Genomic DNA, 23,569 nt, shown 5'->3' with positions numbered 1-23,569 from the left:
TTGTGGCAACATTTCCCCCCGTCGTGGCGCAAACGCGCACCCTCCTCGCCTCGGGCGGAGGAAGACTGCGGCGGCAGGATGTCGAGGAGGCGGACTGTGGAGAAAACCAAGCTGAACCAGGCCACGATTCCTCCGGTGATCCTGACCGGGTTGCTCGAACTGGCCGACCACGACCGAATCGAGACGGCCAGGTGGTTCGCGGGCACGGGCCTGGACCGGGCCCGGCTGGAGCAGCCCCGGACGCTGGTCTCCTACCGGCAGGCGATCACCGTGATGCGCCGCGCCCTGAAAGAGCTGCCCGCCGGACCGATCGGCCTCATGATCGGAAGCCGCGACCCACTCCTCACCTGGGGAACGCTCGGCACCGCCGTGCGGTCCGCATCGACGGGCGCCGAAGCCCGCAAGGTCGCGACCCAGTTCCACCAAGGGGCGGGCACGATGCTGGACTACGTCGTGTCCCGCACGGACCAGGGAATCGTGGTCGAGCTCCTGCCCCGCACCCACGAGCCGGACCTGCTGGTCTTCCTCAGCGAGGAGGCCTTCGCCGGGATCGTGGTCCTCACCCGGCTCATGTTCGGCCCGTCATCCGGCCCGCTGGCCGCTGAACTGTCCTACCCGCCGCCACCGTGGGCTGCGGCGTACACCCGACTGTGGCGCTGTCCGGTCACCTTCGACTGCGAACACACGACTCTCACGATGCCCAGTGCCCTCGAAGAGCGGCGCGTTCCCACGGCGAACGCCACACAGTTCGAGGCCGCTCTGCATGCGACGCGCGCGATCCTGGAGTCCGACCCGGTCCAGGACCTCGTCGCAGCCGTCGAAGGCACACTTCGCCAAGACCTCCGCTCCCGAAGAACGGCGACGCAGGTCGCAGACGCGCTCGGCATGAGTCCCCGCACCCTTCATCGTCAGCTCGCCAGAGCCGGGTACAGCTTCGGCACGATCCAGGACCGGGTACGGCGGCAGCAGGCCGACGTACTGCTGACGCAGACACGCAGGTCGATCACCGCCATCGCAGCCGAACTCGGCTACAGCGACCCGCGTGAGTTCCGCCGCGCCTACAAACGATGGACCGACACCACGCCCACCCAAGCGCGACAAAGTGTGCGGCTCTTTTGAAGTGAAGGTCGTGGATCAGGCGGTCCGTGTGCAACCGTCCTGGTCGGGGCTGGGACAGCGGCGCTGGACTTGGTCGAGGTGGCCGGTGGTTCAGCGGTGGCAGCCGGTGCGCAGTCTCTTCCGCCCCCCTGCGGGCTTGGGGCGGCGCGCAGAAGGAGCTGCCGGGGAGGGGGCTGCCATGTCGGGTCGGGGGCAGGCCGGCACTGCGACGACGGCCTCGACAAATGCGTAGAAGTACGAGACCGAGAGCGGTCCGCGTCGCCGCGTCACGCCGCGCGCGGACAACCGCCCCGACTACTCGGGCAAGCACCACTGCCACGGCCTGCATTCCCTGGCCCTGACCGACGACACCGGCTACAAGGCCACCCGCGCTCGTAAGCTCACCCCGGGCCAGAAGCAGGCCAACCGGATCCTGGCCGGCGGACGCGCCCCCGTCGAACACGGCACCGCAAACCTGAAGGCCTGGCGGATCCTCACCAAGCTCCGTACCGACCCTGGCCGCGCCACCGCCCTTGCACGCGCTGCTCCCCGGGCGCCGGATGCGACTGGCCGCCCGCATCGTCAAGTGCGGAACCTCCCGCTACAGCATCTGGAACCGCGACGGCCGTCCACGCGACAGCATCGAGATCACCGCCATCGAGATCACCGTGCACCCACCAGCCCTGCCCAGCACGCAGGACCCGAGCCGGGCCCTCTCCGGTCGTCGGGGCCAGGTCTGCCAGCTCTTGGCCGCGAACTCCAACCAGGCCATGCACACCCGGGACATCGCGCGGCATCTCGGGCTCCCCACCTCGGGGCGCCCCCTCAGCAGCCTCACCGCGCAACTCTGCTACTGGGCCCGCAACGGCCGACTCATCCGCACCGCGCCATGCACCTACAAGATCACTCTCCCTGAGACCTATACGCGTTCGTCCGCCGCCGGAGGGACCACGTGCTGGTCAAGGAGTTCCACGACCGGCTGCGATCGAGGTCCGCGAGCGGGAGGGGCGGGACACGAAGCCGACGGCCGGCGTGATCGACTCGCAGTCAGCCAAGGCGGGCGCAGCTGTCGGCTCCGACAGTCGTGGCTTCGACCGCGGCAAGCTGATCAATGGGTGCAAGCGGCACGTCATGGTCGGCGCGCGCGGTCTGCTGCTGGGCGTGATGGTCACTGTCGCGGACACCGGAGACCGCGCCGCCGCCCAGGTCCTGCTTGAGCAGGTGGCCGACGCGCACCACCGGCTGGCCCTCATCTGGGCTGATGGTGGCTGCACCGGCAGCCTCGTCGAGTACTGCCTGGCCACGCTCGCGCTGGTCGTGGCGATCGTCAAGCGCAGCAACGACCAGAAGGGGTTCGTGGTGCTGCCCAAGCGGTGCCCGACTTCGAGCGCTGCACCACCAGTGCCGAGGCGATGGTCTACTGGTCGATGATCCTGCTCATGACCCGCCGCTTGGCCCGGCCATGATGAGGCTCGTTGAATACGGATCTGGCCGCGATTGCGTGAATGATCTTGATTGGGTGGGCAGTGCTCAGTTCTCCTGCACACGCTGACAAGCGGTTGTAGGAGGTGGGGAACGGTTCAGCAGCCGGTGACCGGGTGGGTGGCCGGGGGAGTGGTGGCCTGGAGGTCCCAGTCGGAGGGGTTGAAGGCCGAACCACCCAGCAGTTGCACGGTGCCCTGGACGTTCCTGGCCACGGTCTTGTGCCAGTACCAAGGCCCGGTGAGGGCGGAGTTCGCGGTATCGAAGATCCAGCCCGACTTTCGCAGGGCTGACTTCAGATGCGCGACGACCTGCGCGTCCGTGCCTCCGCCGGTGAACTCCAGGTTCACCGTCGGCTCGTCCCAGCCGTAAGTGGACTCAATCCCATCACAGGAGTCCCACCTCGGCTTGGTCGCGTTCCTCGAAGAGATATGCGCCCCCGCCGGAGCGACGGCAAGCACCGGCTTGATCGCCGCAAGCAACCATCCGCCTGGATCAGGATCCCCGACCGGCTGCGGCGTGCTGCTCCCGCACCCGGCCAGAACCACGACTGCCGCAACCACGATTACTGAAGCCGCCACGCGTCGCCGCCCGTGTGACGCCATCCTCGAATCGTTGATCATGGCTTTCAAGACGCCCACCCACCCTATTCGGTTCCCCACAGGTCCCCCTCGCACAGGGGGTGGCGGGTCCTGCTGTGCGGGGCACGCCGGCTTGGGCGCCGTAAGAGTATCCAGCCCAGCTTCGAGGCGATCACGAAACTGCGGCCAGAGCCTTGAATCTCCTCACCCTGTGCTGAGGATGGCCCCGGAGTCGCTCGCCTTGATTCCTCAGGCGTGCAAGTGCTGATCTGCGGGTGGATGCGGAACTTGAGGGCTGGCTCTTGGTCGGGTGGCTGGGTGGGCACGAGGGCTGGGACGGGGCGGTCTGGGGTGGGTGGGGTCTCTCGTGGGCGGGAACAGGTGGTGTGGGAGCGGGCTCAGGGTTCGATGGTGAGGTGTTCGATGAGGTCGTCGCGCAGCGTGAATTGATAGCGGAGATCGATGGTGCCGCCGGGGAAGTTGCCTTCGAGGTGGTGTGTGGCGATGTAGTGGGCCGGGTCGGTCTCCTGGGCGTTCGTGAGGTGGATGGTGTAGGTGAACTCGGTGGCGGATCGGTCCAGCCACTGCTCGATCGCGGCGCTGCCCCGGTAGGTGTTGCCGTCGTCGATCACTGTGGCGTCGTCGGTGAACGTCGTGACCGCGGTGGCGGTGTCGTGGGCGCGGTGCGCTGTGAGGTAGCGGGTGACTACCTCGGGCAGGTCGTCCGGGGGGATGGTGCGGGGCTGGTTGTCGTGCATGACGCTCCTGATGGTGGTGGCGGGTTCAGACGGTGGGGGTGGTGCCGCCGTCGATGACGTGTTCGGCGCCGACGATGGCCGAGGCGCGATCGGAAACGAGGAAGGCGACGAGCTCGGCGACCTCCTCGGGCCGGTTGGGACGGCCGAGCGGGATGCCTCCCAGGGAGTCCATGAGCCGGCCCAGCGCCGCTTCCTGGCTGATGCCGGCGTCGTGGGCGATCCGGGCGACGAGGTTGTCGGCGGCCGAGGTCTGGACGAAGCCGGGCGAGACGGTGTTGACGCGGACGCCGTGTGGGGCGACCTGGTTGGCCAGGCCCTTGCTGTACGTGGTCAGGGCGGCCTTGGCGGCGGCGTAGGCCAGGGTGCCGTTCCACAGCGGCATGCGGCGCTGGATCGAGGTGACGTGCACGACTGCGCCCTTGCCCGTGGCGATCATGTGCGGGAGGAGTGCGCGGTCCAGGCGGACGGCGGCCAGCAGGTTCGTGTTCAGCTCCCTGGCCCAGTCGTCCTCGCCGAGAGCGGCGAATCCTCCTGCCGGTGCCTCCGAGCCGCCGAGGGTGTTGACCAGGATGTCGACGCCGCCTGTGCGGGCGTCCACCTCGGAGGCGACGTGGGCGGCGCCCTGGGCGGTGGACAGGTCGGCGGTGATGAACGTCTTCTCCTGGACGTCGTCGGGGCGGCTGCGGGCGGTGACCAGCACGGTCGCGCCGGCCTGGGCGAGTCGTCGGGTGATGGCGGCTCCGGTGCCCTTGGTGCCGCCGGTGACCAGAGCGCGTCGGCCTTCGAGGGATTCGCTGATGGATGTGGCCACGTTGTGCTCCGTTTCCGGGCGCGGGTATACGAGGCGCCGCTCCCGTCTCTACTGCTAAAATAGAAGCTACTGACTTCGACTTTAGCAGTAACTGAGAGGATGGTCGCCGTGGCGAGCCGGATCAGGCTGGAGGACCGGGAGTGCCCGCTGTCCACGACGGTGGAACACGTCGGCGAGTGGTGGACACTGCTGATCCTCCACGACGCCTTCGACGGCTACACCCGCTTCGACCAGTTCCAGGAGAGCCTGGGCATCTCCTCCAGCATGCTCACCACCCGGCTGAAGACCCTGGTCGCGGACGGTCTGCTGGAGCGCCGGCCCTACCAGACCAGCCCCGTCCGGCACGAGTACGTACTCACCGAGCTCGGGCGCTCGCTGCGCCCGGTGATCGTCGCCCTGGCCGCGTGGGGCAATGCCCGCCTCACGCCGACAGAGCGCAGCATGATCCTTGTCGACGCGCACAGTGGCGAGGAAGTCGAGCCCGTCGTCGTCGACGCCAAAACCGGCCGCCGACTCGACGACAGTGCCGCCTACGTCTTCACCGCGGGCCCCGCAGCCAGCGACGCGATGCGCAGCCGCTATGCGGCACGGGCGACCATTCCCGCGCAAGAGGCGTAAGTCTGCCCGGAAGAGCCTCGTACAGCCTTGAGCAGGGCCGCGAGCACGGGCTGCACCTGATCAGCCTCGCGGCACCGGCTTGTCGCCGGCGTGATACCTGCCAACCCTCCCTAGTCGTTGCGAACTGGATCAAGTGAGGCGAGGAGCAATACCGGTCGTTTCCACGGCTCTGTCCGCAGTTTCGTGAATCCCCAGGTCAGGGAGGTGAGCGAGGGATCGTTTCGGCAGAGTATGTCCCGGCATGGCGAGCAAGGCGGTCGGGGCTGTGCTGTTTCCCGGTATCGATGTGAGAGTGGAGCACGTCAGCGACTCCTCCGACGTCCTCGTGGTGGAGGCTGTGTCCACGGCTCGCCCGGGCCGGTGCCCGGGCTGCGGGAAACAGGCGAGGCGCATACATAGCACGTATCAACGAGCCCTGAATGAAAGGCCGTTGGGGCCTCGCCGGGTCATAGTCCGGCTGCGGGTCCGCCGGTACTTCTGTGATCGGAAGAGTTGTTCCCGCAAGACGTTCGTCGAGCAGGTGCCGGGATTGTCCGAGCGGCACCGCCGCTCCAGCACCGGGCTGACAGGGTGGCTGCGGTCGATCGCGGTGGAACTGGGCGGCCGTCCGGCCGCGCGGTTGTGCCGCCGGCTGCGGCTGGTCGCGGGCCGGACCCGGCTGCTCAGGCTGTTGACGGCGCCGGCGGTTCCGGATCGTGCGCCGCGGGTGCTGGGGGTGGATGAGTTCGCCTTCCGTAAGGGCTGTACCTACGGCACCGTGCTGGTCGACGTCGAGGCCGGCCGGGTCGTGGACGTACTGACCGACCGCACCTCGGAGACGTTCGCGGCCTGGCTCACCAAGCATCCTGGAGCCGAGATCATCTGCCGGGACCGGGCCACCGCCTGCACCAAGGCGGTCAGGGAAGCCGCCCCGCATGCCCTGGAAGTCGCTGATCGCCGGCACCTGTTGCAGAACCTGTCCGCCGCGGTGGAGAAGACCTGCCACCAGCACCGCGACTGCCTGCGCAAACGCACCGAAGAGGAGACGGTGACTGAAGTGCCGGAACCGATCCCGATGCTGTTAGCGCCTGCGGAACTGCCCCGCACTCAGATCATCGAACGCACCCGCCATCGCTACGAGGACATCCACCGCTTGCTCGAGAAACGCTGGACGATCAGCGCAATCGCCCGCCGTCCGAACCTCGACCGCAAGACCGTGCGCCGCTTCCGCGACACCGACCTCGACGAGCTGCTGGCCTCCGCCCGCGAGCGCCGCCCCCACGGCGTCCTGGAGCCGTTCAAGGCATATCTCAACGCCCGCTTCACCGAAGCCCAAGGCCAGGCCAGCGGCACACGCCTGTTCCTGGAGATTCACGCTCGCGGCAGCCGCCAGGTCGTCCGCAAACACCTCGCAGCCCTTCGCGCGGGCACCGCCGAACCGGTCCGGGCCGACATTCCGAGCCCTCGCAAGATCACCTCGTGGATCATGCGGCCTCGGGAGACGCTCACCGAATGCCAGGAGGAGCGACTCCTTCAAGTCCGGCTCTCCTGCCCCGACATCACCCGGGCCTGTGATCTCGCTCGGGCGTTCGCCGACCTGGTCCGCCACCAGCGCGGATACCTCCTGCTGGAGTGGATCCGGCAGGCCGAGCAGGACGCACCGAAGCCCATGAAGGGCTTCGCCGGCTTCCTCGGTGTCGCAGGAGTCTCCTGCGTATCGACTGGTCCTGCTCAGCGGGGCGGAGTACCTTGCGGGACCCGGCGGTGAAATTGTCGACCATCCGCTCCATTTCCCCCTGGTCTTGGAAGGCGAACCGCAACTGGCTCTGGAGCAGTTCGTCGCGGTCACGACCACCGGCGACTTCCGCAGCCCAGTCGCGGATTCGTTCGGACAGAAGCTCGATGGCCTTCGCAGCGATCTCGGCATCGTGGGCGACGGCGTACGGGCCCTCGACCGCCACCGCGCCGACGGCCCGCGCGACCGCGTCACGCTGTCCGTCGACCTCCTGAAGCCGGACCTGTACGGCGGCATGGTCGAAGTCGTCGCTCTTGAACACGTCCAACAGTGCGGCTGCGGCGTTCCGCCCGGCGAGAAGGGCCGTCGCGCACGTGCTGTACGCCTGCCGACGGGCTTTCTGCTCCTCCGTGCTCGTCTGTGCCCGGCTGGTGATCCTTGCCGAGCCCAGCGTGCCAGCGGCTCCGACGACTGCGCCAAGGAGCGTGCCGCCGAGGACGTGCAGGAAGCGTCGTGTGCGGTCCAGGAGCTTGGCGTTGGTGTGGGCGATGAGGTCGTCCTCGTCTATGGCGCTGTGTTCGCACGGCGGCCGGCTGGGTGTCACGACATGATGCTCACCAGGACCTTGCCGACGGCTCCGTTCTCCACCGCCCGGTGCGCGTCGGCGGTGCGGTCGAGCGGGAAGCGGACCAGCGGCAGGCCGTGCTCCTCGCCGACCGGCAGCGCGCCGTCGCGGACTGCGGCGGCTACGTCGTCGACTGCCGCGGCGTGTGCTTCCGGACCGGCTGTGTAGAGCACCAGGAACTGCAGGCGTGCGTTCAGCACCATGCTCTGCAGCACGTCCAATTCGACCGGCTTGCCGCCGTCGTTGGCGTAGGCCGAGATCGTGCCGCGTGTCCGCAGCACGGCCAGGTCCAGTGCGAGGTTGGTGCCGAGCGCCACCTCGGCGACGATGTCGACGCCGTCCGGGGCGATCTTGCGGATCTCTGCGGCCGGGTTGCCCTCGCGATAGTTGAGCACGTGGTGGGCCCTCGCGGCGGTGGCCAGCCGGGCATTCTCCGGGCTGCTGACCGTGCTGATGACGGTGGCGCCGGCCCACCGGGCGAGCTGGATCACCGCATGCCCGACCGCTCCGGCACCGCCTGCGGCGAGCACCACCCTGCCGTCGAGCGCCCCGGGCCGCAGACGGCGCGGCCCGTCCTCGGCGACGGTGAGCGCGCGGTGCGCGGTCAGCGCGGGGACGCCGAGTGAGGCGCCGACGTCGAACCCGACCTCGTCGGGCAGCGGCACGGCCCGCTCGGCGGGCACGACGGTGAACTCGGCGGCGGTACCGGTGGGCCGCCCCGCGGCGGCCATGAACAGCCAGACCCGCTGACCGACCCGGCTCCGGTCGATCCCCTCACCGACGGCGTCGATCGTGCCGGCGCCGTCGAGGTGCGGGGTGACCTCGGAGAAGTGCCGGGGGTGGGCAGCGCGGGAGCGGGTCTGCCAGTCGGTCGGGTTGACCCCGGACACGGCGACCCGGACGCGTACCTCGCCGGGGCCGGGCGCGGGCAGGTCGCGGTCGACGAGCCGAAGAACGTCGGGGCCGCCGGCGTCGCGGTAAATGATGGCCTTCATGATTCGTCCTCAGAACCTGGTGAAGAAGGGGTTCCCGGCGCGGCCGGGAGTTCCGTCGGGGTGTCCGGTGGCGTGTGGTCGCGCCCAGAGTCCCGTGGGCTCCGGTCAGCCGATGGGGACCTCGTTGGAACGGGACTCGACGGCGTCGAGGGCGGCGCGGGTCGCGGCGTCGAGGGTGATCTCACCGGCGCCCATGTTGGCTTCCAGGTGGGCGGGGTCGGCGGTGCCGGGGATGAGCAGCACGTTCGGGGCGTGGTGCAGCAACCAGGCGAGGCCGACCTGAGTGGCTGTGACGCCCAGGGACTTGGCCGCCGCGTGCACCGCCGGCTCGGCGGTCGCCTTGGGCAGGCCCGGGAAGGCCCCGCCGAGCGGGAAGTACGGCACCCAGGCGATGCCCTCGGCCACGCACAGTTCCAGCATGTCCTCGTCGTCGCGGGAGACGAGACTGTAGGCGTTCTGCACGCAGACGATGCCCGCCGGCAGGGCGCGGCGCAGGACGTCGAGAGTGACGCTGCTCAGGCCGATCGCACCGATCTTGCCCTCGTCGCGCAGAGCGGTCATCACCGCGAGCTGGTCGTCGAGGTCGACCACCTGGTCGCCCTCGGGACGCAGCCCCGGGCCGGAGTCGAGGCGGCGGAGGTTGACCACCTGGAGTCGGTCGACGCCGAGGCTGCGCAGGTTGTCCTCGACGCCGGCGCGCAGCTGCTCGGGCCGCTGCGCGAGACGCAGCGGCGGGTGACCGCCGGGGTTGGGGTCGGCGCCGACCTTTGTGACGACCAGGACGTCGTCCTCGGGGCGCAGTGCCTCGCGGATCACGTCGTTGGCGAAACCGAAGCCGTAGAACTCGGCGGTGTCCATATGGTCGACGCCCAGCTCAACCGCGTGTCGCAGCAGCGCGACGGCCTCGCCGCGGCGGTCGCGCAGGCGCTCCAGCTGCAGCGCACCGTAGCCGATCCGGGAAACGGTGCGGCCGGCGAACGAAGCGGTGGGAGTGGTCATGGCGCTGTCTCCTCGGGCAGTGACTGCAAGGCGGTATACAGCAGTTCGGCCTGATAGAGCGCCATCACCCGGTGGGCGATCGGGGCGGCGCTCTCCCGGGCCTCGGCCGGCTCGTGGTGCTCGACCTTGACCAGCCACGCAGTGACGCAGTCGTGCAGCATCGCGCGCATCCGGTCGGTCATGTCGACGACGATGTCGCGGATGGCCGGGTTGGTGGTCGCCTCGCCCCAGGTCTGTACGCCGAGCCGGGCCTTGACGGGGTCGATCGCCGCGATGAGGCGGGCGAGTAGTTCGTCGGGGTCCGGCGGGGCGTCGCTCGCGGCGTGCTCGCCGAGGACCTTGGCGCGCTCGGCGAGATCTCCGCGGGCAACTGCCTGGACCAGGTCGGCCTTGTTGCGGTAGTGCGCGTAGATCGAGCCGGCCGAGAGGCCGGACTCGGCGATGATGTCGGCGATCGACGTCCGCTCCAGGCCGTTGCGACCGAAGCAGCGGACAGCGGCCTCGGCGATCTGGGCGCGCCGGAGTTCCTTGCGCGCGTCGGTGAGTCGCGGCACCACACCCCCCTCACAAAAAGAATCCCTGTTCTGCTTGTGGGGAGACACTAACAGAATGGCTGTTTCTTTTGTGATGGAGCAGGTCGCACAAGAACAGGCCGGTCGTGATGACGGAGCCGGTTCGCGACGGTTTGCCAGGCGGACCGTGGCGGGTCAGTGCGCTGTTTCGGAGTGGCCGCTGATCAGGTGACGCGAGCGGTGTGCGCAACGCACGAGGCTCCCGTGCCGTTGGGGGAGGTGTTCGAAGTCTCAGCCCACAGGCACAGGAGCCGCGTTGGTTCCGTGTTCTGCCGCACTCGGCCTGCCCCACGGCCTGGTCGAGTGGGTCACCATGCTCATCGTCACCCGAGAGGGGGACCGCCGCTGCAAGCTCCCGCCGCACCGGCGTGCGCTGGTCGGCCTGGTGTACCTGCGGCGGCACGACACCCTCGCCCGACTCGCGGCCGGCTTCGGCATTTCCGTCGGCACCGCCCATGCCTGCACCACGGCCGTCGTCGACCTGCTCGCCGGCCGCACGCCCGGTCTGCTGCACGCCCTCACCGTGGCCCGCACCCACCAGATCATCAGGATCTGTGAGCGTCAGAGCATTCCCGTCCTCGCCCATATCGGAGCCGGCCCATGGGTGACGACAGCCCTCAGACGCCCACCGGGCCGCGAGCTCACACCCACCCAACGGACCGTCAACCGTGCGCTGTCCGCGGCACGGGCACCGGTCGAGCGCGGCATCGGCACGACTGAAGTCGTGGCGCATCTTCCGCAGGGCCGGTGCAGCCCGAATCGAACGACGTCAATCGCCGCCGCCGTCCTCACCCTGGAGCGGCAACGCTGAAAACGCTCACCGACTTCGAAGAACGACCCGTCGCACGCCGCTCAGTGGCTCCACAACCGGGGGTCAATGGGTCGCAGGTTCACATCCTGTCGTCCCGACGGTGCGAAGGGTCTTCGCAGGCGAGAGCCCGCGGGGGCCCTTTTTCGCGTGGGGTGTTTCCGGCTTCGGGGTTGAGCATGCCGCTCGTCGGCGCCTTTGCTCGGAGGCCGGTGAAGATGTTGTTGCCGGAGCCGGAGGAGATCACCGCGGGTCTGTCGAAGACCTGGCCGGAGTTTCTGCGGGGCCGGTGTTCGGTCCGGGTGCTCCCACCCGCAGTCCGTCCATGACCAGGTCGAAGAGGCGGGCGGTTCGTGCTTCCCAGTCGCTGTGCGGGTCGATCGTGAACAGGCCGCTGATGGCGAGGAAGAAGTCGTCCGCGGTGACGCCGGGGCGGATGGTGCCGGCCTTCTCGGCGGCGCGGAGCAGGAGTTCGGACGCGGCGGTCACCGGGGTGTGCTCCGGCTTGGCCGCCGCGCCCGGCGCGCGTGTGACCTGACGGATCGCGTCCGCCAGACCGGCCTTGGCCATGGCGAACCGCGCGAGCCGGTCCAGCCACTCGCGCAGGGCCCGGTCGGGCTCCCGGGTTTCGAGGAGGTCGGCCGCGCAGTCGGCGACCTGCTGCATCTCGTGGCGGTAGATCTCCAGGACGAGCGCCTCGCGGTTGGGGAAGTTGCGGTAGAAGGTGCCCTGGCCGACGCCCGCCTTCTTGGCGATCGCGCTCAGCGGGGCGTCGGCGCAGCGCGTCAGTTCGGCCAGCGCCACTTCCAGGATGCGTTCGCGGTTGCGCTGTGCGTCGGAGCGCAGCGGTGCGTCCTTCTTCTCCGGCACTCGTGCCCTCCTCGCGGGCTCGCGGAGGGGCCCGGCCTTGCTAAGCGGACAGCTGTCCGATACGTTTCCTGGTAGCGGACAGCTGTCCGGTTGGATGCATCATAGCCCTGGCCGAGCTGATCCAGCCATGTACTGAGCTGCTTATTTGTCTCCCGGTGCACCCGATTTTCCCCTACGCCTGCGTGCCGGACCGCCTTCTCGGTGCGTTCGGGATCTGTGAAAGAAGGCTGATCATGACTCCAGCCAGTCCGTCGACGCACAGTGGCATCACCCTGAACATCAACGGCGAGAAGCACTCCCTGTCCGTCGACCATCGAACCACCCTCCTCGACGCCCTGCGCGAGCGACTTGCTCTCACCGGCACCAAGAAGGGCTGCGACCAGGGGCAGTGCGGGGCCTGCACGGTGCTGGTCGACGGCCGACGGGCCGTGGCCTGTCTGCAACTGGCGGTGGCCGCCGAGGGGCGGGAGATCACCACGGTCGAAGGCCTGGCAGACGGTGAACGGCTGCACCCCGTGCAGCAGGCCTTCCTCGACCTCGACGGCTACCAGTGCGGTTACTGCACACCCGGCCAGATCTGCTCGGCCGTCGCGGTGATCGAGGAGCACGCGGCCGGCTGGCCGAGCGCCGTCACCGGCGACGTACGGCCCGAGGCGGGACCGCCGCCGCTGACCGCCGAGGAGATCCGCGAGCGGATGAGCGGCAACCTGTGCCGCTGCGGTGCGTATGTGTCGATCGTCCAGGCGGTCGCCCAGGCGGCCGCGACCGCGGCCGAGACGGAGACCACGGAGGCGGCGGCATGAGGGAGTTCGGCTATCAGCGTGCACTCGACGTCTCCGGCGCGGTCGCGGTGCTCGACGCCGATCCCGACGCGAGGTTCCTCGGCGGCGGCACCAACCTCGTCGACCTCATGAAGACCGGCGTCGAGCGGCCCGCCCGTCTCGTCGACATACGCGAACTGCCCCTGGACCGCATCGAGTCGACGCCCGGCGGTGGCCTGCGGATCGGCGCCACCGTCACCAACAGCGACCTCGCCGCCCACCCCGAAGTGCGGCGCCGCTACCCGGCGTTGACGCAGGCGGTGCTGGCCGGCGCCTCCGGGCAGCTGCGCAACATGGCCACGGTCGGCGGGAACCTGCTCCAGCGCACCCGCTGCGGCTACTTCGCCGACGTGACCCAGCCGTGCAACAAGCGCACTCCCGGCAGCGGTTGCCCGGCCATCGCGGGTGAGCACCACAACGCCGCGATACTCGGCGCCTCCGGCCACTGTGTGGCCGTACACCCGTCGGACATGGGCGTGGCGCTCACCGCCTTCGACGCCGTCGTGTCGTACGAAACGGCCGACGGGCCCGGCGAGTTGCCGCTCGCCGAGTTCTACCTGCCGGTCGGCGACACCCCGCACCGGGAGACCGCCCTGCCGCCGGGCGCGCTGATCACCGGCGTCACCCTGCCGCCCGCGCCGGTCGCCGCCACCTCGCGCTACCGCAAGGTGCGCGAGCGGGCCTCGTACGCGTTCGCGATCGGGTCGATCGCCGCCGCGCTCGACGTCGAGGCGGGAACGGTACGGGAGGTGCGGCTCGCCCTCGGGGCGGTCGCGTCGCGGCCCTGGCGGGCCCTGGAGGCCGAGCGGGTGCTCAGGGGCGCGCCGGCCGATGCCCGTACCTTCGCCGCCGCCGCGGACGCCGAACTGGCGGCGGCCCGGCCCCTGCCGCACAACGGATACAAGGTGACCCTGATGCGCAACCTCGTGGTGGCCGTGCTGACCGAACTCGCCGAGGAGGCGGCCCGATGACCACCGTCACCCCCCTGAAGGGCTCCGTCGGCACGGCGCACACCCGCGTGGAGGGACGGGACAAGGTCACCGGCGCCGCCCGGTACGCGGGAGAGATCCCCTTCGCCGAACTCGCCCATGGCTGGCTGGTGTTGTCCACGGTCGCCCGTGGCCGCATCCGGGTCGTGGAAGCCGACGCCGTCCTGGCCATGCCCGGCGTCCTCGCCGTTCTGCACCACGGGAACGCCCCGCACCTGGAGACCGACTACGCCGGGCTCATGGGGAACAGGCCCGACCCGTCCATCGCGCTCTTCCAGCACGACCGGGTGCCGCACGCGGGCTGGCCCGTGGCGCTGGTCGTAGCCGAGACCTCCGAGCAGGCCAGGGAGGCCGCGGAGGCGCTCGTGGTGCACTACGACCGGGAGCCGCACGACATCGCGTTCGCCGACGGGCGCCCGGACGCGTACACGGCGGCGGACGTGCCCCACGCCGCGGCCGTGACCGCGAAGGGCGACCTGGAGGCCGAACTCGCCCGGTCCGCCGTCGTCGTGGACGCCGAGTACACCACGCCCGAGGAACACCACAACCCGATGGAGCCCCACGCGGCGACCGCCCGCTGGGACGGCGGACTTCTTGACGTCGTCGACTCCAACCAGGGCGCCATCTGGGTGAAGGGTGAACTCGCGAACCTGTTCTCGCTCGACCCGGCATCCGTGCGCGTGCGCTCCGAACACGTCGGAGGCGGCTTCGGGTCCAAGGGCGTCCGCGCCCACCAGGTGGCCGCCGTCATGGCCGCGACCCTCCTGCGCCGCCCCGTCCGCGTCGTACTGACCCGCCGTCAGATGTTCTCCCTGGTCGGCTACCGCAGCCCCACGGCACAGCGCGTCAGGCTCGGCGCCGACTCCGACGGGCGGCTGCGCGCGCTGGAGCACCGGTCGCTGAACCTCTCCTCGACGGTGCACGAGTTCCTGGAGCCCGCCGCCATGCCGGCCCGGGTGCTCTACGACGCCCCGGCCCACCACACCGCCCACCGGATCGTACGGCTCGACGTGCCGACCCCGACCTGGATGCGCGCGCCGGGCGAGGCGCCGGGGTCGTTCGCGCTGGAGTCGGCGCTCGACGAACTGGCCGAGAAGTGCGGCGTCGACCCGATCGAGCTGCGCGCCCGCAACGAGCCCGAGACCGGGCCGGTGTCCGGGCTGCCCTTCGCCGGCCGCGATCTGATCGCCTGCTTCCGGGAGGGCGCCCGGCGGTTCGGCTGGGCCGACCGCGATCCGCGTCCCGGCCTGCGCCGCGACGGCCGCTGGCTGCTCGGCACCGGAACGGCGGCGGCCTCGTTCCACGCCGCAGCCGTGCCGTCCACGGCGGCGGTGACCGCGGAGGCCGACGGCGGCTTCACCGTCCGTATCTCCGCGGCGGACATCGGCACCGGCGCGCGTACGGCCCTCACCCTGATCGCCGCCGACGCGCTGGAGGTGGCGCCGGACCGCGTCCGGGTGCTGATCGGGGACAGCGACTTCGGCCCGGCCATGATCGCGGGCGGCTCGATGGGCACCAGCTCCTGGTCCTGGGCGGTCACCGCGGCGGCGGACGAACTGCGCGAGCGACTCGCCCTGGGCGGCGGCATCCCTCCGGAGGGCGTCACCGTCCGCTCGAACACCGCGGCGGCCATCGCGGCACTCCCGCAGAAGGAACGGCACTCCTACGGCGCCCACTTCGCCGAGGTCGCCGTCGACGTCACGACCGGCGAGGTACGGGTCCGCCGGATGCTCGGCATTTTCGCGGCGGGCCGGATCATCAACCCGCTGACCGCCCGCAACCAGTTCGTCGGCGGCATGATCTGGGGCATCTCCATGGCCCTGCACGAGGAGGCGGTCCGGGACCGGGCTTCGGGCGCCCACGTCGGCGCCGACCTCGCGGGCTACCACTTCGCTGCCAACGCCGACGTCCCGCTCGTCGAGGCGGACTGGCTGCCCGAGGACCCGGACGAGGACGACCCCCTCGTCGTCAAGGGCATCGGCGAGATCGGCATCGTGGGCGCCGCGGCGGCGGTCGGCAACGCGGTCTGGCACGCGACCGGCGTACGCCATCGCAGCCTGCCCATCCGCCCCGACCGCGTCCTGCGGGCAGGCCGGGATGCTTGACCTCGCCGCGGAGTTGAGCAAGTGGGCCGAGGAGGGCCGCGACTTCGCCGTCGCCACGGTGGTGTCCGTCGGCGGCAGCGCGCCGCGCCCTCCCGGCGCCGCCCTCGCGGTCGACAGCGCGGGCACGGCGATCGGCTCGGTCTCCGGTGGTTGTGTGGAGGGTGCGGTGTACGACCTGTGCGTGCAGGTCCTCGCTGACGGTGAGCCGGTCCTCGAAACATTCGGCTACAGCGACGAGGACGCTTTCGCGGTGGGCCTGACGTGCGGTGGAGTGATCCAGATCCTCGTCACTCCGGTGACGCGGGACGCACCGGACCGAGAGCTGTACGAGGCGGCGCTGTCGGCTGCCGCCCGGGGGGAGCCGACGGCACTGGCCAGAGTGATACGTGGACCGGCCGGACTTCTCGGCACACCTGTGCACGCACCCGCCCACGAGCGCGGAACCGTGACCTCTGCGGCGCCGCCGCGTGGGGGCGGCAAGCCACAGCGGACCCGCAGCGCGTCCACGACCCTCCCCGTGGATCGGATCACCTCCGAGGCCCTGGCCACGCTGGCCGCCGGAGGCACCCGTACCCTCGACATCTCGGAGGACGGCTCCCACTGCCCCGGCGGCCTCGCCCTGTTCGTCGAGACCCGTGTCCCACCACCCCGCATGATCGTCTTCGGCGCGATCGACTTCGCCGCCGCACTCGTGCGGGCCGGAAAGCTCCTCGGCCACCACGTGACCGTGTGCGACGCCCGCCCCGTCTTCGCGACCCGGGCCCGTTTCCCCGAGGCGGACGAGGTCGTGGTCGACTGGCCGGACCGCTACCTCCGCAGCACGGAGACCGATGCGCGCACGGTCCTGTGCGTGCTGACCCACGACGCCAAGTTCGACGTGCCCCTGCTGGAGGCGGCCCTACGGATGCCGGTCGCCTACGTCGGTGCGATGGGCTCCCGCCGTACGCACGCCGACCGGGACCGCAGGCTGCGTGAAGTGGGCCTGGGCGATGCCGAGTTGGCCCGGCTCCGGTCACCCATCGGCCTCGACCTCGGCGCCCGTACGCCCGAGGAGACCGCGCTGTCCATCGCGGCGGAGATCGTCGCAGTCCGGCGGGGCGGGACGGGTGCACCGCTGACCGGCTCGGGGACGCCGATTCACCGGGCCACGGCGGAGTGGGCAGCGGCACGGCGAGGTGTGCCGACCGCCGCGATCACGGCGAGGAAGGCGACGCCGCTGGAGGGCGTGAAAGGGGCGGTGTAGCCGGCCTCCGTCATGTCCGGGGACCGCCCCGGTCCTAGTACACCGCTTCGAGGATCCCCAGGATCTGCTCCTCGGTGGGCTGCCGGGGCGCGTTGCGGGTGACCGCGTCCGCGAGGGCGCCCGCGGCGACCGGGCGCAGCAGGTCCGGGCGGGCGCCCAGCTCGCGCAGGGGCTGCTTGATGGCGAGGGCGCCGGAGATCTCGCGGACGGCACCGATCGCGGCGCGGGCCCAGTCGCCGTCGGCGGGCGGGGCGAGGCGCAGGGCGCGGGCGGTCTGCTCGTACGCCTCCTGGGCGGCCGGTGCGCTGAACTCCAGGACCTCCTCCAGGACGGCGGCGAGCGCGACCCCGTGCGGGGTCCCGGTGTGGGCGGTCAGGGCGTGCCCGATGCCGTGGACCAGGCCGAGCCCGGAGATGGTCAGGGCCTGGCCCGCCAGGTGGGCGCCGAGCATCAGCCCCGCCCGCGCCTCCAGGTCCGAGCCGTCGGCGTGGGCGACGGGCAGCCAGCGGCCGACCATCGCCACCGCCTGCGTCGCGTACGCCACCGACACCGGGTTGGCGCCCCGCGAGGCCAGCGACTCGATGCCGTGCACGAGGGCGTCGATGCCGGTGGCCGCCGTGATCCGGGCGGGCAGCCCGAGCGTCAGCTCCGGGTCGAGCAGCGCGATCCGCGGCTTCACCGAGGGGTGGCCGAGGTAGACCTTGCGGCGGGCTTCGGTGTCCTCGATGACGCCGAAGCCGTTGGTCTCCGCACCCGTGCCCGAGGTGGTCGGGATCGCGATCAGAGGCAGCCCGTCGAGCGCCTCCCACAGCGCGTCGGCGTCGGCCGCCGCCGCGTCCGCGTTGCCGACCAGGAGCGAGATGCCCTTGGCCGCGTCGAGGACCGAGCCCCCACCGAGCGCGACCACCACGGCCGGGCCGAACTCCCGCGCCCGGGCGGCGCCTTCGTCGACGTTGCCGGTGGAGGGGTTCGCGCCGACCCCGTCGTACACCCCGTGCTCGACGCCCGCCGCGTCCAGCACCTTGAGCACCCGGTCGGCGATACCGGCGGCCCGCAGCCCGCGGTCGGTGACCAGGAACGCGCGGCTCATGCCGAGGGAGGAGACCAGGTCGGGGAGGTGCGAGAGGCGGCCGGGGCCGAACTCGATACGGCAGGTGGGGTCGACGGTCAGCTGGCTGGTGAGGGACTCGCCCATGGCGTACGGCTCCTGGAGACGCGAGGGGAAAGGGGGGACGCGGATCGGCTCAGGCGGGGCTCAGCAGGGCCTCCTCCGGGCGGGGGAGCCGGAACTCCCTCCCGGCCAGGGCCTCGTAGAGCCGGACCGGGCTCATCTCCCCGGCCAGGTCGCCGTGTTCAGCCTTGGAGCGGCGGTAGATCTGCTCCACGAGCGCGGAGAGCTCCGTGGCGACGCCCAGGTCGCGGCCCAGGTCCACGGCGAGGCCCAGGTCCTTGCAGGCGAGGACCATGGCGAACGAGTCGTCGTAGTCGCCGTCGACCAGCACGGACAGCAGGTCCTGCTCCAGGAAGTGCGAGGCGGCCGGGCTGGCGAGCAGCGAGCTGCGCAGCACGCCCAGGTCGACGCCCGCCTTCGTGCCCATGGCCAGCACCTCGGAGGTGGCGACCAGGTGGGTGAACCACAGCAGGTTGATCATCAGCTTGACCGTGTACCCGGCCCCCGGCGGACCCACGTGCAGCACCTTGTCGGGGTCACCCATGGCCTCGAAGACCGGCAGGCAGGTCAGGAAGTCGTCCGCCGCACCGCCCACGAAGATCTGCAGCCGCCCGGCCTCGGCACCGCGCGCCATGCCACTGACGGGGGCGTCCAGGCGGCGCACCCCGCGCCGGTCCAGGACGTCGGCGGCGATCCGGTCCGCGACGGCCGGGGTGGAGGTCGACATGTCGACCCACAGGGCGCCCTCGGGCAGCGCCTCGGCGGCCCCGCCGCGCAGCAGTACCTCCTCGACGATGCGCGGGTTGGGCAACATCGTGACCAGCAGCTCGGCGTCGGCCACGCACTCCGCCGGGGTGCCGGCCCAGCGGGCGCCGAGCGCCAGGTGCTCGGCGGCGGCCTCGGGCCGGGAGTCGTGCACGGTGACCAGGTGTCCCGCCTGGATCAGGTGGCGGGCCATGTGGCGTCCCATGTTGCCCAGGCCGATGAAACCGATCCTCATCGTTGTCCTCGCTAGGTGATGGTGAAGTAAGGGGACGGGGCCGTTCAGGCCAGGTTGATCCAGGTGGTCTTCAGCGCCGTGTACGCGTCCAGCGCGTGCAGCGACTTGTCGCGACCCGCGCCGGTGGCCTTGAAGCCGCCGAACGGGGTGATGACGTCACTCGCGTCGAAGGTGTTGATCCAGACCGTGCCGGCCCGCAGCCGCTTCGCGGTGCGGTGGGCGACCGTCACGTCCCGGGTCCAGACGGACGCGACCAGCCCGAAGTCGCTCTCGTTCGCGAGCCGTACGCCCTCGTCGACATCGCCCTCGTACGACACGACGGCGAGCACCGGGCCGAAGATCTCCTCCCGGCCGACGACGGAGGTGTTCGCCACGCCGTCGAGCACGGTCGGCTCGACGAAGCTGCCGCCGGTGTCGGTGAGCGTGCGCCCGCCGCCCAGCAGCACCCGCGCCCCGTCCGCCCTGCCACGCTCGATGTAGCCCATGACCTTGGTGAGTTGGGCCTCGTCCACGATGGGTCCCATGACGGTGGCCGGGTCGAGCGGGTCGCCGACGCGGAAGGTCTCGGCGGTGATCCGCCGTACGGCGTCCAGGAGCTGGTCCTTGACCGAGGCGTGCACGACGACCCGGGAACCGGCGTTGCAGGTCTGCCCCGCGTTGTAGAAGATGCCCCACGCCACGGCGGACGCGGCGGCCTCGATGTCGGCGTCGGCCAGGACCAGCTGGGGCGACTTGCCGCCCGCCTCCACGGCGACCTGCTTGCCGTTGGACTCACCCGCGTACACCTGGAAGAGGCGGGCGACCTCCGCCGAGCCGGTGAAGGCGATCTTGTCGACCTCGGGGTGGCGGCCGAGCGCCTGACCGGCGACCTCCCCGCGCCCCGGAATCACGTTGAGCACGCCGTCGGGCAGCCCCGCCTCGGTGGCCAGCGCCGCGAGCCGGAGCGCGGCGAGCGAGGTCTGCTCGGCGGGCTTGAGGACCACACTGTTGCCGGTGGCGAGCGCAGGCCCCAGCTTCCAACTGGCGATCAGCTGCGCGTAGTTCCAGGGCACGACCACGCCGACGACACCGAGGGGCTCGCGGGTGATCAGCGCCAGCGCGTCACCGGGTGTTGGGGCCACCTCGTCGTACGTCTTGTCGATCGTCTCGGCGTACCAGGCGATCGTCTCCGCCGCCTTGGCCACGTCGATGCGCACCGACTCGGTGATGGGCTTGCCCATCTCCAGGGTGTCGAGCAGGGCCAGTTCCTCGGCATTGGCGAGGATCAGTTCGGCCCAGCGCAGCAGGATCCGCTTGCGCTCCTTGGGTGCGAGGTCACGCCAGCGGCCGTCCTCGAAGGCGGCCCGGGCGGACCGTACCGCGCGGTCGACGTCCTCGGCCCCCGCCGCCTGCACCTGGGCCAGCACCGCGCCGTCGCGGGGCGAGGTGCTCGTGAAGGAGTCGCCGGAGGTGGCGTCGGTGAAGGAACCGTCGATGAACGGGCGTGTCTCGAAGGCGAGTTTGTCCGCCGCGGCCAGCCAGTCCTCGTACGAGCGCGCCAGCAACTCGTCGACAGTGTTCGTCACTTGATCCTCCAGCGGTCGATCGCGTCCTCGTCCAGCTCGACGCCGAGCCCCGGCAGGTCCGGGACCTCCAGATCGCCGTCGGCGTTCACCCGCACCGGCTCGGCGAGCATGAAGTCGCGGCGCTCGGGGGTCCAGCCGGGCGGGTCGTAGGGGAACTCGAAGAACGGGCCGCCGCCGACGCCCGCCGCGACATGGAGGTTGGCGAGCACGCCGATGCCGTTGGTCCAGCTGTGCGGGGTGAACTGACGGTGCTTCAGCTGGGCCAGCTCGGCCAGCGTGCGGGCGCGGTGCATGCCGATCGCGAGCACCACGTCCATCTGGTAGATGTCGAGGGCGTCCGCTTCGAGGTAGCGCAGCAGCTCGGTGGGGGAGTGGTGCATCTCGCCGGCGGCGATCCGCACCCCCGGGTTCTCGGCACGCAGCTGCCGGAAGCCGTTCAGGTCCGCGTACGGCAGCGGCTCCTCCACCCAGAACACGTCGAGTTCGGCGAGGCGGGCGACGGTCTTGCGGGTCCTGGCGAGGTCGGAGGCGTTCGCGGTGTCGCCGGCCATCCGCCAGGACTGGTTGAGGTCGACCATGATCTCGAAGCCGGGCCCCAGTTCCTCGCGTACCGCCCGCACCGCCGCGATGCCCTCGTCGATGCGGTTGCGGTCGATCCGGATCTTCATGGCGCGGAAGCCGGCCTCACGCACCTTCAGGGCGGTCTCGACCCGCTCCTCGGGGGACTTCAGCTCGCCGGAGGAGGCGTACGCGGGCAGCTTCTTCGCCGCGTTGCCGAAGAGCTCCGACACCGGGCGGCCGTGCACCTTGCCGATGACGTCCCACAGCGCGGCCTCCAGCGGCCAGTAGTGGGCGCCGTGGAAGTTGGCGGTCTCGATCGCCCGGACATGCCGGGTGATGTCGAGCGGGTCCTCGCCGACGAACAGGTGCTTGTACGTCTCGAAGCCGTCCATCAGGTCGCCGGAGCCGATGCCGGTGATGCCCTCGTCGGTGTGGACGCGCACGATCGTCGCGTCGAAGACGCGGCGCGGCTCCGGGTCCCAGGCGGCGCGGAACGGCGGGTCCAGCTCCAGCCGGAGCCGGTCCAGGACGATGTCGGTGATCTTCATCGGGCGAGCACCTCGGCGGTCGGCGTGTAGAACGGGTTCGTGGCGCCCTCCTTGGCGGCCGCCAGCACGTCGGAGACGGTCGGTGCACCGGTCACGGCGGCCCGTACCGCGCCGTACGCGGCGGCGCGCTGGTTGCGGAAGGAGGCGTCCAGGTCGTCGACCGCCGGGTTCACCCACACCGCGGCGATGATCAGCAGGTCGTCGGCCTCCGCGGCCGGGATCAGCCCCTCCTCGACCGCGTCCGCGACCCCCTGCGCGAGGCCGGCCTGGGCGGAACCCCAGGTCGCCCGCTCGTGCAGCTCGCCCGCGGCGGCCGCCTTGGTCACGAACAGGGTCAGCGGCTTCACCGGCACCGACGGCCGGACGACCGTGAGGAACGGGACGTGCCCGGCGCTCGGGGTGGCCAGCGCCGTCGCCCACGCGGTCTCGACGGGGCCGCCCTTGCGTCCGAGCACGATGTTCGTGTGGGCGGCGTTCGCGCCGTCGCCGACGAACGACTCGCCGATCAGCGCGGTCGCCGCGAAGCCGGGCGGACGGGTGGGGGAAACCGGCGTGGGCATCGGATCTCCTGAGCCTGGGAAGCGTGGTTCACCGGGCGCGGAAGGACGAACCTCGTATGCGGCTCGGATGCCGAACCGCTTTCGAGGACGAACCTCGTATTCGGTGCAGTTCATCCGGCCCGATGCGGCGAATCTAGGTCGGCCGCCACCCCCTCGCAAGGCGCCGGCGGGAATCGAAACGCCGGTTGCTCTGCTGACAACTTCGACGCTGACCTGGGGTTCCTCCGCCGGTTTCCGTGCATACGATGGCCCCCGTGACCGACTCCTCCGCGGCCTCCCGCGGCCACGGCCTGCGCCGCGACATCGACCTCCTCGAAGCCCTCGCCTCCGACGAGGCCCAGAGCGCCGGCGGCCTCGGCGTCGTACGCCTCGCCCAGCTGGTGGGCCGCGAGAAGACCCAGATCTCCCGGGCCCTGAAGGCGCTGGCCGCCGAGGGCATGGTCGAGCGCGACCCCGACACCCTGGAGTACCGCCTCGGCTGGCGGCTCTTCTCCCTGGTCGCCCGCACCTCCGAGAGCCGGCTGGTGCGGGTGGCCGAGCCGGTCATGCACGCCCTGTCGGCCGACCTGGAGGAGACCAGCCACCTGTGCGTGCTCAGCGACCGGGACGTCCTCACCCTGCTCTCCGTCTCCGGGCACTCCTTCCGTGTGCACGGCTGGGAGGGGCGCGGGGTGCCCGCCTGGCAGCTGTCGGCCGGGCGCGTGCTGCTCGCCGACTCGACCCCGGACGAGCTGTACGTCCGCTTCGGGACGACCGGCGAGATGCCCGTGCAGGACCTGTGGGCGCTCATCCAGGACGCCCGGCGGCAGGGCTACGCCCGGGTCAGCGAGGAGTTCGAGGAGGGCCTGGTCGGGGTGTCGGCGCCGATCCGGGACTTCCGGGGCCGGGTCGTCGCCGCCATCAACATTTCCGCCCCGAAGGCCCGGCTCGGCGACCGGCTCGACGAGGCGGGGCGTACCACGGCACGGGCGGCGGCGCGGGTGTCGTCGCTGCTGGGCTGGGAGCCCCGGCGGGCCCCGCCGGCGCGGGCCCGGCTCACCTGACGGCCGTATCGCGGCGGGCTCTCCCGCATGAC

The 23,569-nt window shown here is 71.1% G+C and carries 21 protein-coding genes and 1 pseudogene; 10 read left to right on the top strand and 12 right to left on the bottom strand.

All coding sequences use genetic code 11. The features are described 5' to 3' along the window. Positions 1 to 96 precede the first annotated feature (96 nt). Both ABT137_RS31195 and ABT137_RS51075 read left to right on the top strand, forming a co-directional pair. A complete protein-coding gene (locus ABT137_RS31195; RefSeq protein WP_351714454.1) occupies positions 97 to 1,119 on the top strand; it encodes an AraC family transcriptional regulator in 1,023 nt (340 codons plus the stop codon). Positions 1,120 to 1,581: 462 nt separating this feature from the next. Beyond that, positions 1,582 to 2,529, top strand: a complete 948-nt coding sequence (locus tag ABT137_RS51075) for a transposase (RefSeq protein WP_502984603.1) — start codon at positions 1,582 to 1,584, stop codon at positions 2,527 to 2,529. 149 nt (positions 2,530 to 2,678) lie between these two features. Here ABT137_RS51075 and ABT137_RS31185 read toward each other — a convergent pair whose 3' ends face one another. The 3 genes from ABT137_RS31185 to ABT137_RS31175 form a co-directional block, all read right to left on the bottom strand. Next, the gene (locus ABT137_RS31185; protein ID WP_351714452.1) at positions 2,679 to 2,930 is read right to left on the bottom strand and encodes a hypothetical protein; all 252 of its coding nucleotides are present in this window, start codon (positions 2,928 to 2,930) and stop codon (positions 2,679 to 2,681) included. A 629-nt stretch (positions 2,931 to 3,559) separates the two neighbouring features. After that, positions 3,560 to 3,919: a nuclear transport factor 2 family protein gene (locus ABT137_RS31180; RefSeq protein WP_351714451.1), complete on the bottom strand. Its 360-nt coding sequence runs from the start codon at positions 3,917 to 3,919 to the stop codon at positions 3,560 to 3,562. Between the two features lie 25 nt (positions 3,920 to 3,944). Continuing rightward, positions 3,945 to 4,730 carry an SDR family oxidoreductase gene (locus tag ABT137_RS31175; protein WP_351714450.1) on the bottom strand — a complete coding sequence of 262 codons (786 nt, stop codon included), beginning with the start codon at positions 4,728 to 4,730 and terminating at the stop codon, positions 3,945 to 3,947. A gap of 99 nt (positions 4,731 to 4,829) precedes the next feature. Here ABT137_RS31175 and ABT137_RS31170 point away from each other — a divergent pair, with 99 nt between their 5' ends. Together ABT137_RS31170 and ABT137_RS31165 are read left to right on the top strand one after the other, a co-directional pair. Then, entirely contained in the window at positions 4,830 to 5,348 is a 519-nt protein-coding gene (locus tag ABT137_RS31170; RefSeq protein WP_351714449.1) for a winged helix-turn-helix transcriptional regulator, read from the top strand. A gap of 241 nt (positions 5,349 to 5,589) precedes the next feature. After that, positions 5,590 to 7,095, top strand: coding sequence for an ISL3 family transposase (locus ABT137_RS31165; protein WP_351714448.1), 1,506 nt, complete (start codon positions 5,590 to 5,592; stop codon positions 7,093 to 7,095). A gap of 567 nt (positions 7,096 to 7,662) precedes the next feature. On the opposite strand, the gene ABT137_RS31160 is transcribed toward ABT137_RS31165, so the two are convergent. The 3 genes from ABT137_RS31160 to ABT137_RS31150 all read right to left on the bottom strand — a co-directional run bounded on the left by ABT137_RS31160 (position 7,663) and on the right by ABT137_RS31150 (position 10,235). Then, positions 7,663 to 8,682 carry an NADPH:quinone reductase gene (locus ABT137_RS31160; RefSeq protein ID WP_351714447.1) on the bottom strand — a complete coding sequence of 340 codons (1,020 nt, stop codon included), beginning with the start codon at positions 8,680 to 8,682 and terminating at the stop codon, positions 7,663 to 7,665. 105 nt (positions 8,683 to 8,787) lie between these two features. Further along, positions 8,788 to 9,681, bottom strand: a complete 894-nt coding sequence (locus ABT137_RS31155; protein ID WP_351714446.1) for an aldo/keto reductase — start codon at positions 9,679 to 9,681, stop codon at positions 8,788 to 8,790. Then, the gene (locus tag ABT137_RS31150; protein WP_351714445.1) at positions 9,678 to 10,235 is read right to left on the bottom strand and encodes a TetR/AcrR family transcriptional regulator; all 558 of its coding nucleotides are present in this window, start codon (positions 10,233 to 10,235) and stop codon (positions 9,678 to 9,680) included. The genes ABT137_RS31155 and ABT137_RS31150 overlap by 4 nt, the downstream gene beginning before the upstream one ends. A 274-nt stretch (positions 10,236 to 10,509) precedes the next feature. On the opposite strand from ABT137_RS31150, the pseudogene ABT137_RS31145 reads away from it, so the two are divergent. Beyond that, a pseudogene (locus ABT137_RS31145) lies at positions 10,510 to 11,064 on the top strand (transposase). 240 nt (positions 11,065 to 11,304) lie between these two features. Here the strand turns inward: ABT137_RS31145 and ABT137_RS31140 are convergent. Then, positions 11,305 to 11,931, bottom strand: a complete 627-nt coding sequence (locus ABT137_RS31140; protein ID WP_351714444.1) for a TetR/AcrR family transcriptional regulator — start codon at positions 11,929 to 11,931, stop codon at positions 11,305 to 11,307. A gap of 233 nt (positions 11,932 to 12,164) precedes the next feature. On the opposite strand from ABT137_RS31140, the gene ABT137_RS31135 reads away from it, so the two are divergent. Genes ABT137_RS31135 through ABT137_RS31120 form a run of 4 tightly spaced genes read left to right on the top strand, consistent with a single transcriptional unit; the run spans position 12,165 to position 17,089 of the window. Next, positions 12,165 to 12,734 (top strand): (2Fe-2S)-binding protein, encoded by a 570-nt coding sequence (locus ABT137_RS31135; protein ID WP_351714443.1) that lies wholly within the window; start codon positions 12,165 to 12,167, stop codon positions 12,732 to 12,734. Beyond that, positions 12,731 to 13,723, top strand: coding sequence for an FAD binding domain-containing protein (locus ABT137_RS31130; protein WP_351714442.1), 993 nt, complete (start codon positions 12,731 to 12,733; stop codon positions 13,721 to 13,723). Before ABT137_RS31135 ends, ABT137_RS31130 begins: the two co-directional genes overlap by 4 nt. Then, entirely contained in the window at positions 13,720 to 15,846 is a 2,127-nt protein-coding gene (locus ABT137_RS31125; protein ID WP_351714441.1) for a xanthine dehydrogenase family protein molybdopterin-binding subunit, read from the top strand. The genes ABT137_RS31130 and ABT137_RS31125 overlap by 4 nt, the downstream gene beginning before the upstream one ends. Continuing rightward, complete coding sequence (locus ABT137_RS31120) at positions 15,839 to 17,089, top strand: XdhC family protein (protein ID WP_351714440.1); 1,251 nt, start codon at positions 15,839 to 15,841, stop codon at positions 17,087 to 17,089. The genes ABT137_RS31125 and ABT137_RS31120 overlap by 8 nt, the downstream gene beginning before the upstream one ends. A 34-nt stretch (positions 17,090 to 17,123) precedes the next feature. On the opposite strand, the gene ABT137_RS31115 is transcribed toward ABT137_RS31120, so the two are convergent. The 5 genes from ABT137_RS31115 to fae are packed head-to-tail and all read right to left on the bottom strand — an operon-like array spanning position 17,124 to position 22,494. After that, positions 17,124 to 18,284, bottom strand: a complete 1,161-nt coding sequence (locus ABT137_RS31115; protein WP_351714439.1) for an iron-containing alcohol dehydrogenase family protein — start codon at positions 18,282 to 18,284, stop codon at positions 17,124 to 17,126. A gap of 49 nt (positions 18,285 to 18,333) precedes the next feature. Further along, entirely contained in the window at positions 18,334 to 19,260 is a 927-nt protein-coding gene (locus tag ABT137_RS31110) for an NAD(P)-dependent oxidoreductase (RefSeq protein WP_351714438.1), read from the bottom strand. Positions 19,261 to 19,304: 44 nt separating this feature from the next. Beyond that, entirely contained in the window at positions 19,305 to 20,825 is a 1,521-nt protein-coding gene (locus ABT137_RS31105) for an aldehyde dehydrogenase (protein ID WP_351714437.1), read from the bottom strand. Next, positions 20,822 to 21,934 carry a mandelate racemase/muconate lactonizing enzyme family protein gene (locus ABT137_RS31100; protein ID WP_089105969.1) on the bottom strand — a complete coding sequence of 371 codons (1,113 nt, stop codon included), beginning with the start codon at positions 21,932 to 21,934 and terminating at the stop codon, positions 20,822 to 20,824. The genes ABT137_RS31105 and ABT137_RS31100 overlap by 4 nt, the downstream gene beginning before the upstream one ends. Beyond that, entirely contained in the window at positions 21,931 to 22,494 is a 564-nt protein-coding gene (fae, locus tag ABT137_RS31095) for a formaldehyde-activating enzyme (protein WP_351714436.1), read from the bottom strand. Before fae ends, ABT137_RS31100 begins: the two co-directional genes overlap by 4 nt. Before the next feature lie 245 nt (positions 22,495 to 22,739). On the opposite strand from fae, the gene ABT137_RS31090 reads away from it, so the two are divergent. Next, positions 22,740 to 23,537, top strand: a complete 798-nt coding sequence (locus tag ABT137_RS31090) for an IclR family transcriptional regulator (RefSeq protein WP_351714435.1) — start codon at positions 22,740 to 22,742, stop codon at positions 23,535 to 23,537. Positions 23,538 to 23,569 lie beyond the last annotated feature (32 nt).

The organism is Streptomyces sp. NPDC001980 (assembly GCF_040296885.1).
GTDB lineage: Bacteria > Actinomycetota > Actinomycetes > Streptomycetales > Streptomycetaceae > Streptomyces.
This window is presented reverse-complemented; position numbering and strand designations above follow the sequence as displayed.

What these genes read in the sequence shown, in the direction of transcription:
- ABT137_RS31180 (WP_351714451.1), bottom strand. Translation starts at nt 3,919, where the DNA reads ATGCACGACAACCAGCCCCGCACCATCCCCCCGGACGACCTGCCCGAG.
- ABT137_RS31170 (WP_351714449.1), top strand. Translation starts at nt 4,830, where the DNA reads ATGGTCGCCGTGGCGAGCCGGATCAGGCTGGAGGACCGGGAGTGCCCG.
- ABT137_RS31165 (WP_351714448.1), top strand. Translation starts at nt 5,590, where the DNA reads ATGGCGAGCAAGGCGGTCGGGGCTGTGCTGTTTCCCGGTATCGATGTG.
- ABT137_RS31160 (WP_351714447.1), bottom strand. Translation starts at nt 8,682, where the DNA reads ATGAAGGCCATCATTTACCGCGACGCCGGCGGCCCCGACGTTCTTCGG.
- ABT137_RS31155 (WP_351714446.1), bottom strand. Translation starts at nt 9,681, where the DNA reads ATGACCACTCCCACCGCTTCGTTCGCCGGCCGCACCGTTTCCCGGATC.
- ABT137_RS31135 (WP_351714443.1), top strand. Translation starts at nt 12,165, where the DNA reads ATGACTCCAGCCAGTCCGTCGACGCACAGTGGCATCACCCTGAACATC.
- ABT137_RS31130 (WP_351714442.1), top strand. Translation starts at nt 12,731, where the DNA reads ATGAGGGAGTTCGGCTATCAGCGTGCACTCGACGTCTCCGGCGCGGTC.
- ABT137_RS31125 (WP_351714441.1), top strand. Translation starts at nt 13,720, where the DNA reads ATGACCACCGTCACCCCCCTGAAGGGCTCCGTCGGCACGGCGCACACC.
- ABT137_RS31120 (WP_351714440.1), top strand. Translation starts at nt 15,839, where the DNA reads ATGCTTGACCTCGCCGCGGAGTTGAGCAAGTGGGCCGAGGAGGGCCGC.
- ABT137_RS31115 (WP_351714439.1), bottom strand. Translation starts at nt 18,284, where the DNA reads ATGGGCGAGTCCCTCACCAGCCAGCTGACCGTCGACCCCACCTGCCGT.
- ABT137_RS31110 (WP_351714438.1), bottom strand. Translation starts at nt 19,260, where the DNA reads ATGAGGATCGGTTTCATCGGCCTGGGCAACATGGGACGCCACATGGCC.
- ABT137_RS31100 (WP_089105969.1), bottom strand. Translation starts at nt 21,934, where the DNA reads ATGAAGATCACCGACATCGTCCTGGACCGGCTCCGGCTGGAGCTGGAC.
- fae (WP_351714436.1), bottom strand. Translation starts at nt 22,494, where the DNA reads ATGCCCACGCCGGTTTCCCCCACCCGTCCGCCCGGCTTCGCGGCGACC.
- ABT137_RS31090 (WP_351714435.1), top strand. Translation starts at nt 22,740, where the DNA reads ATGGCCCCCGTGACCGACTCCTCCGCGGCCTCCCGCGGCCACGGCCTG.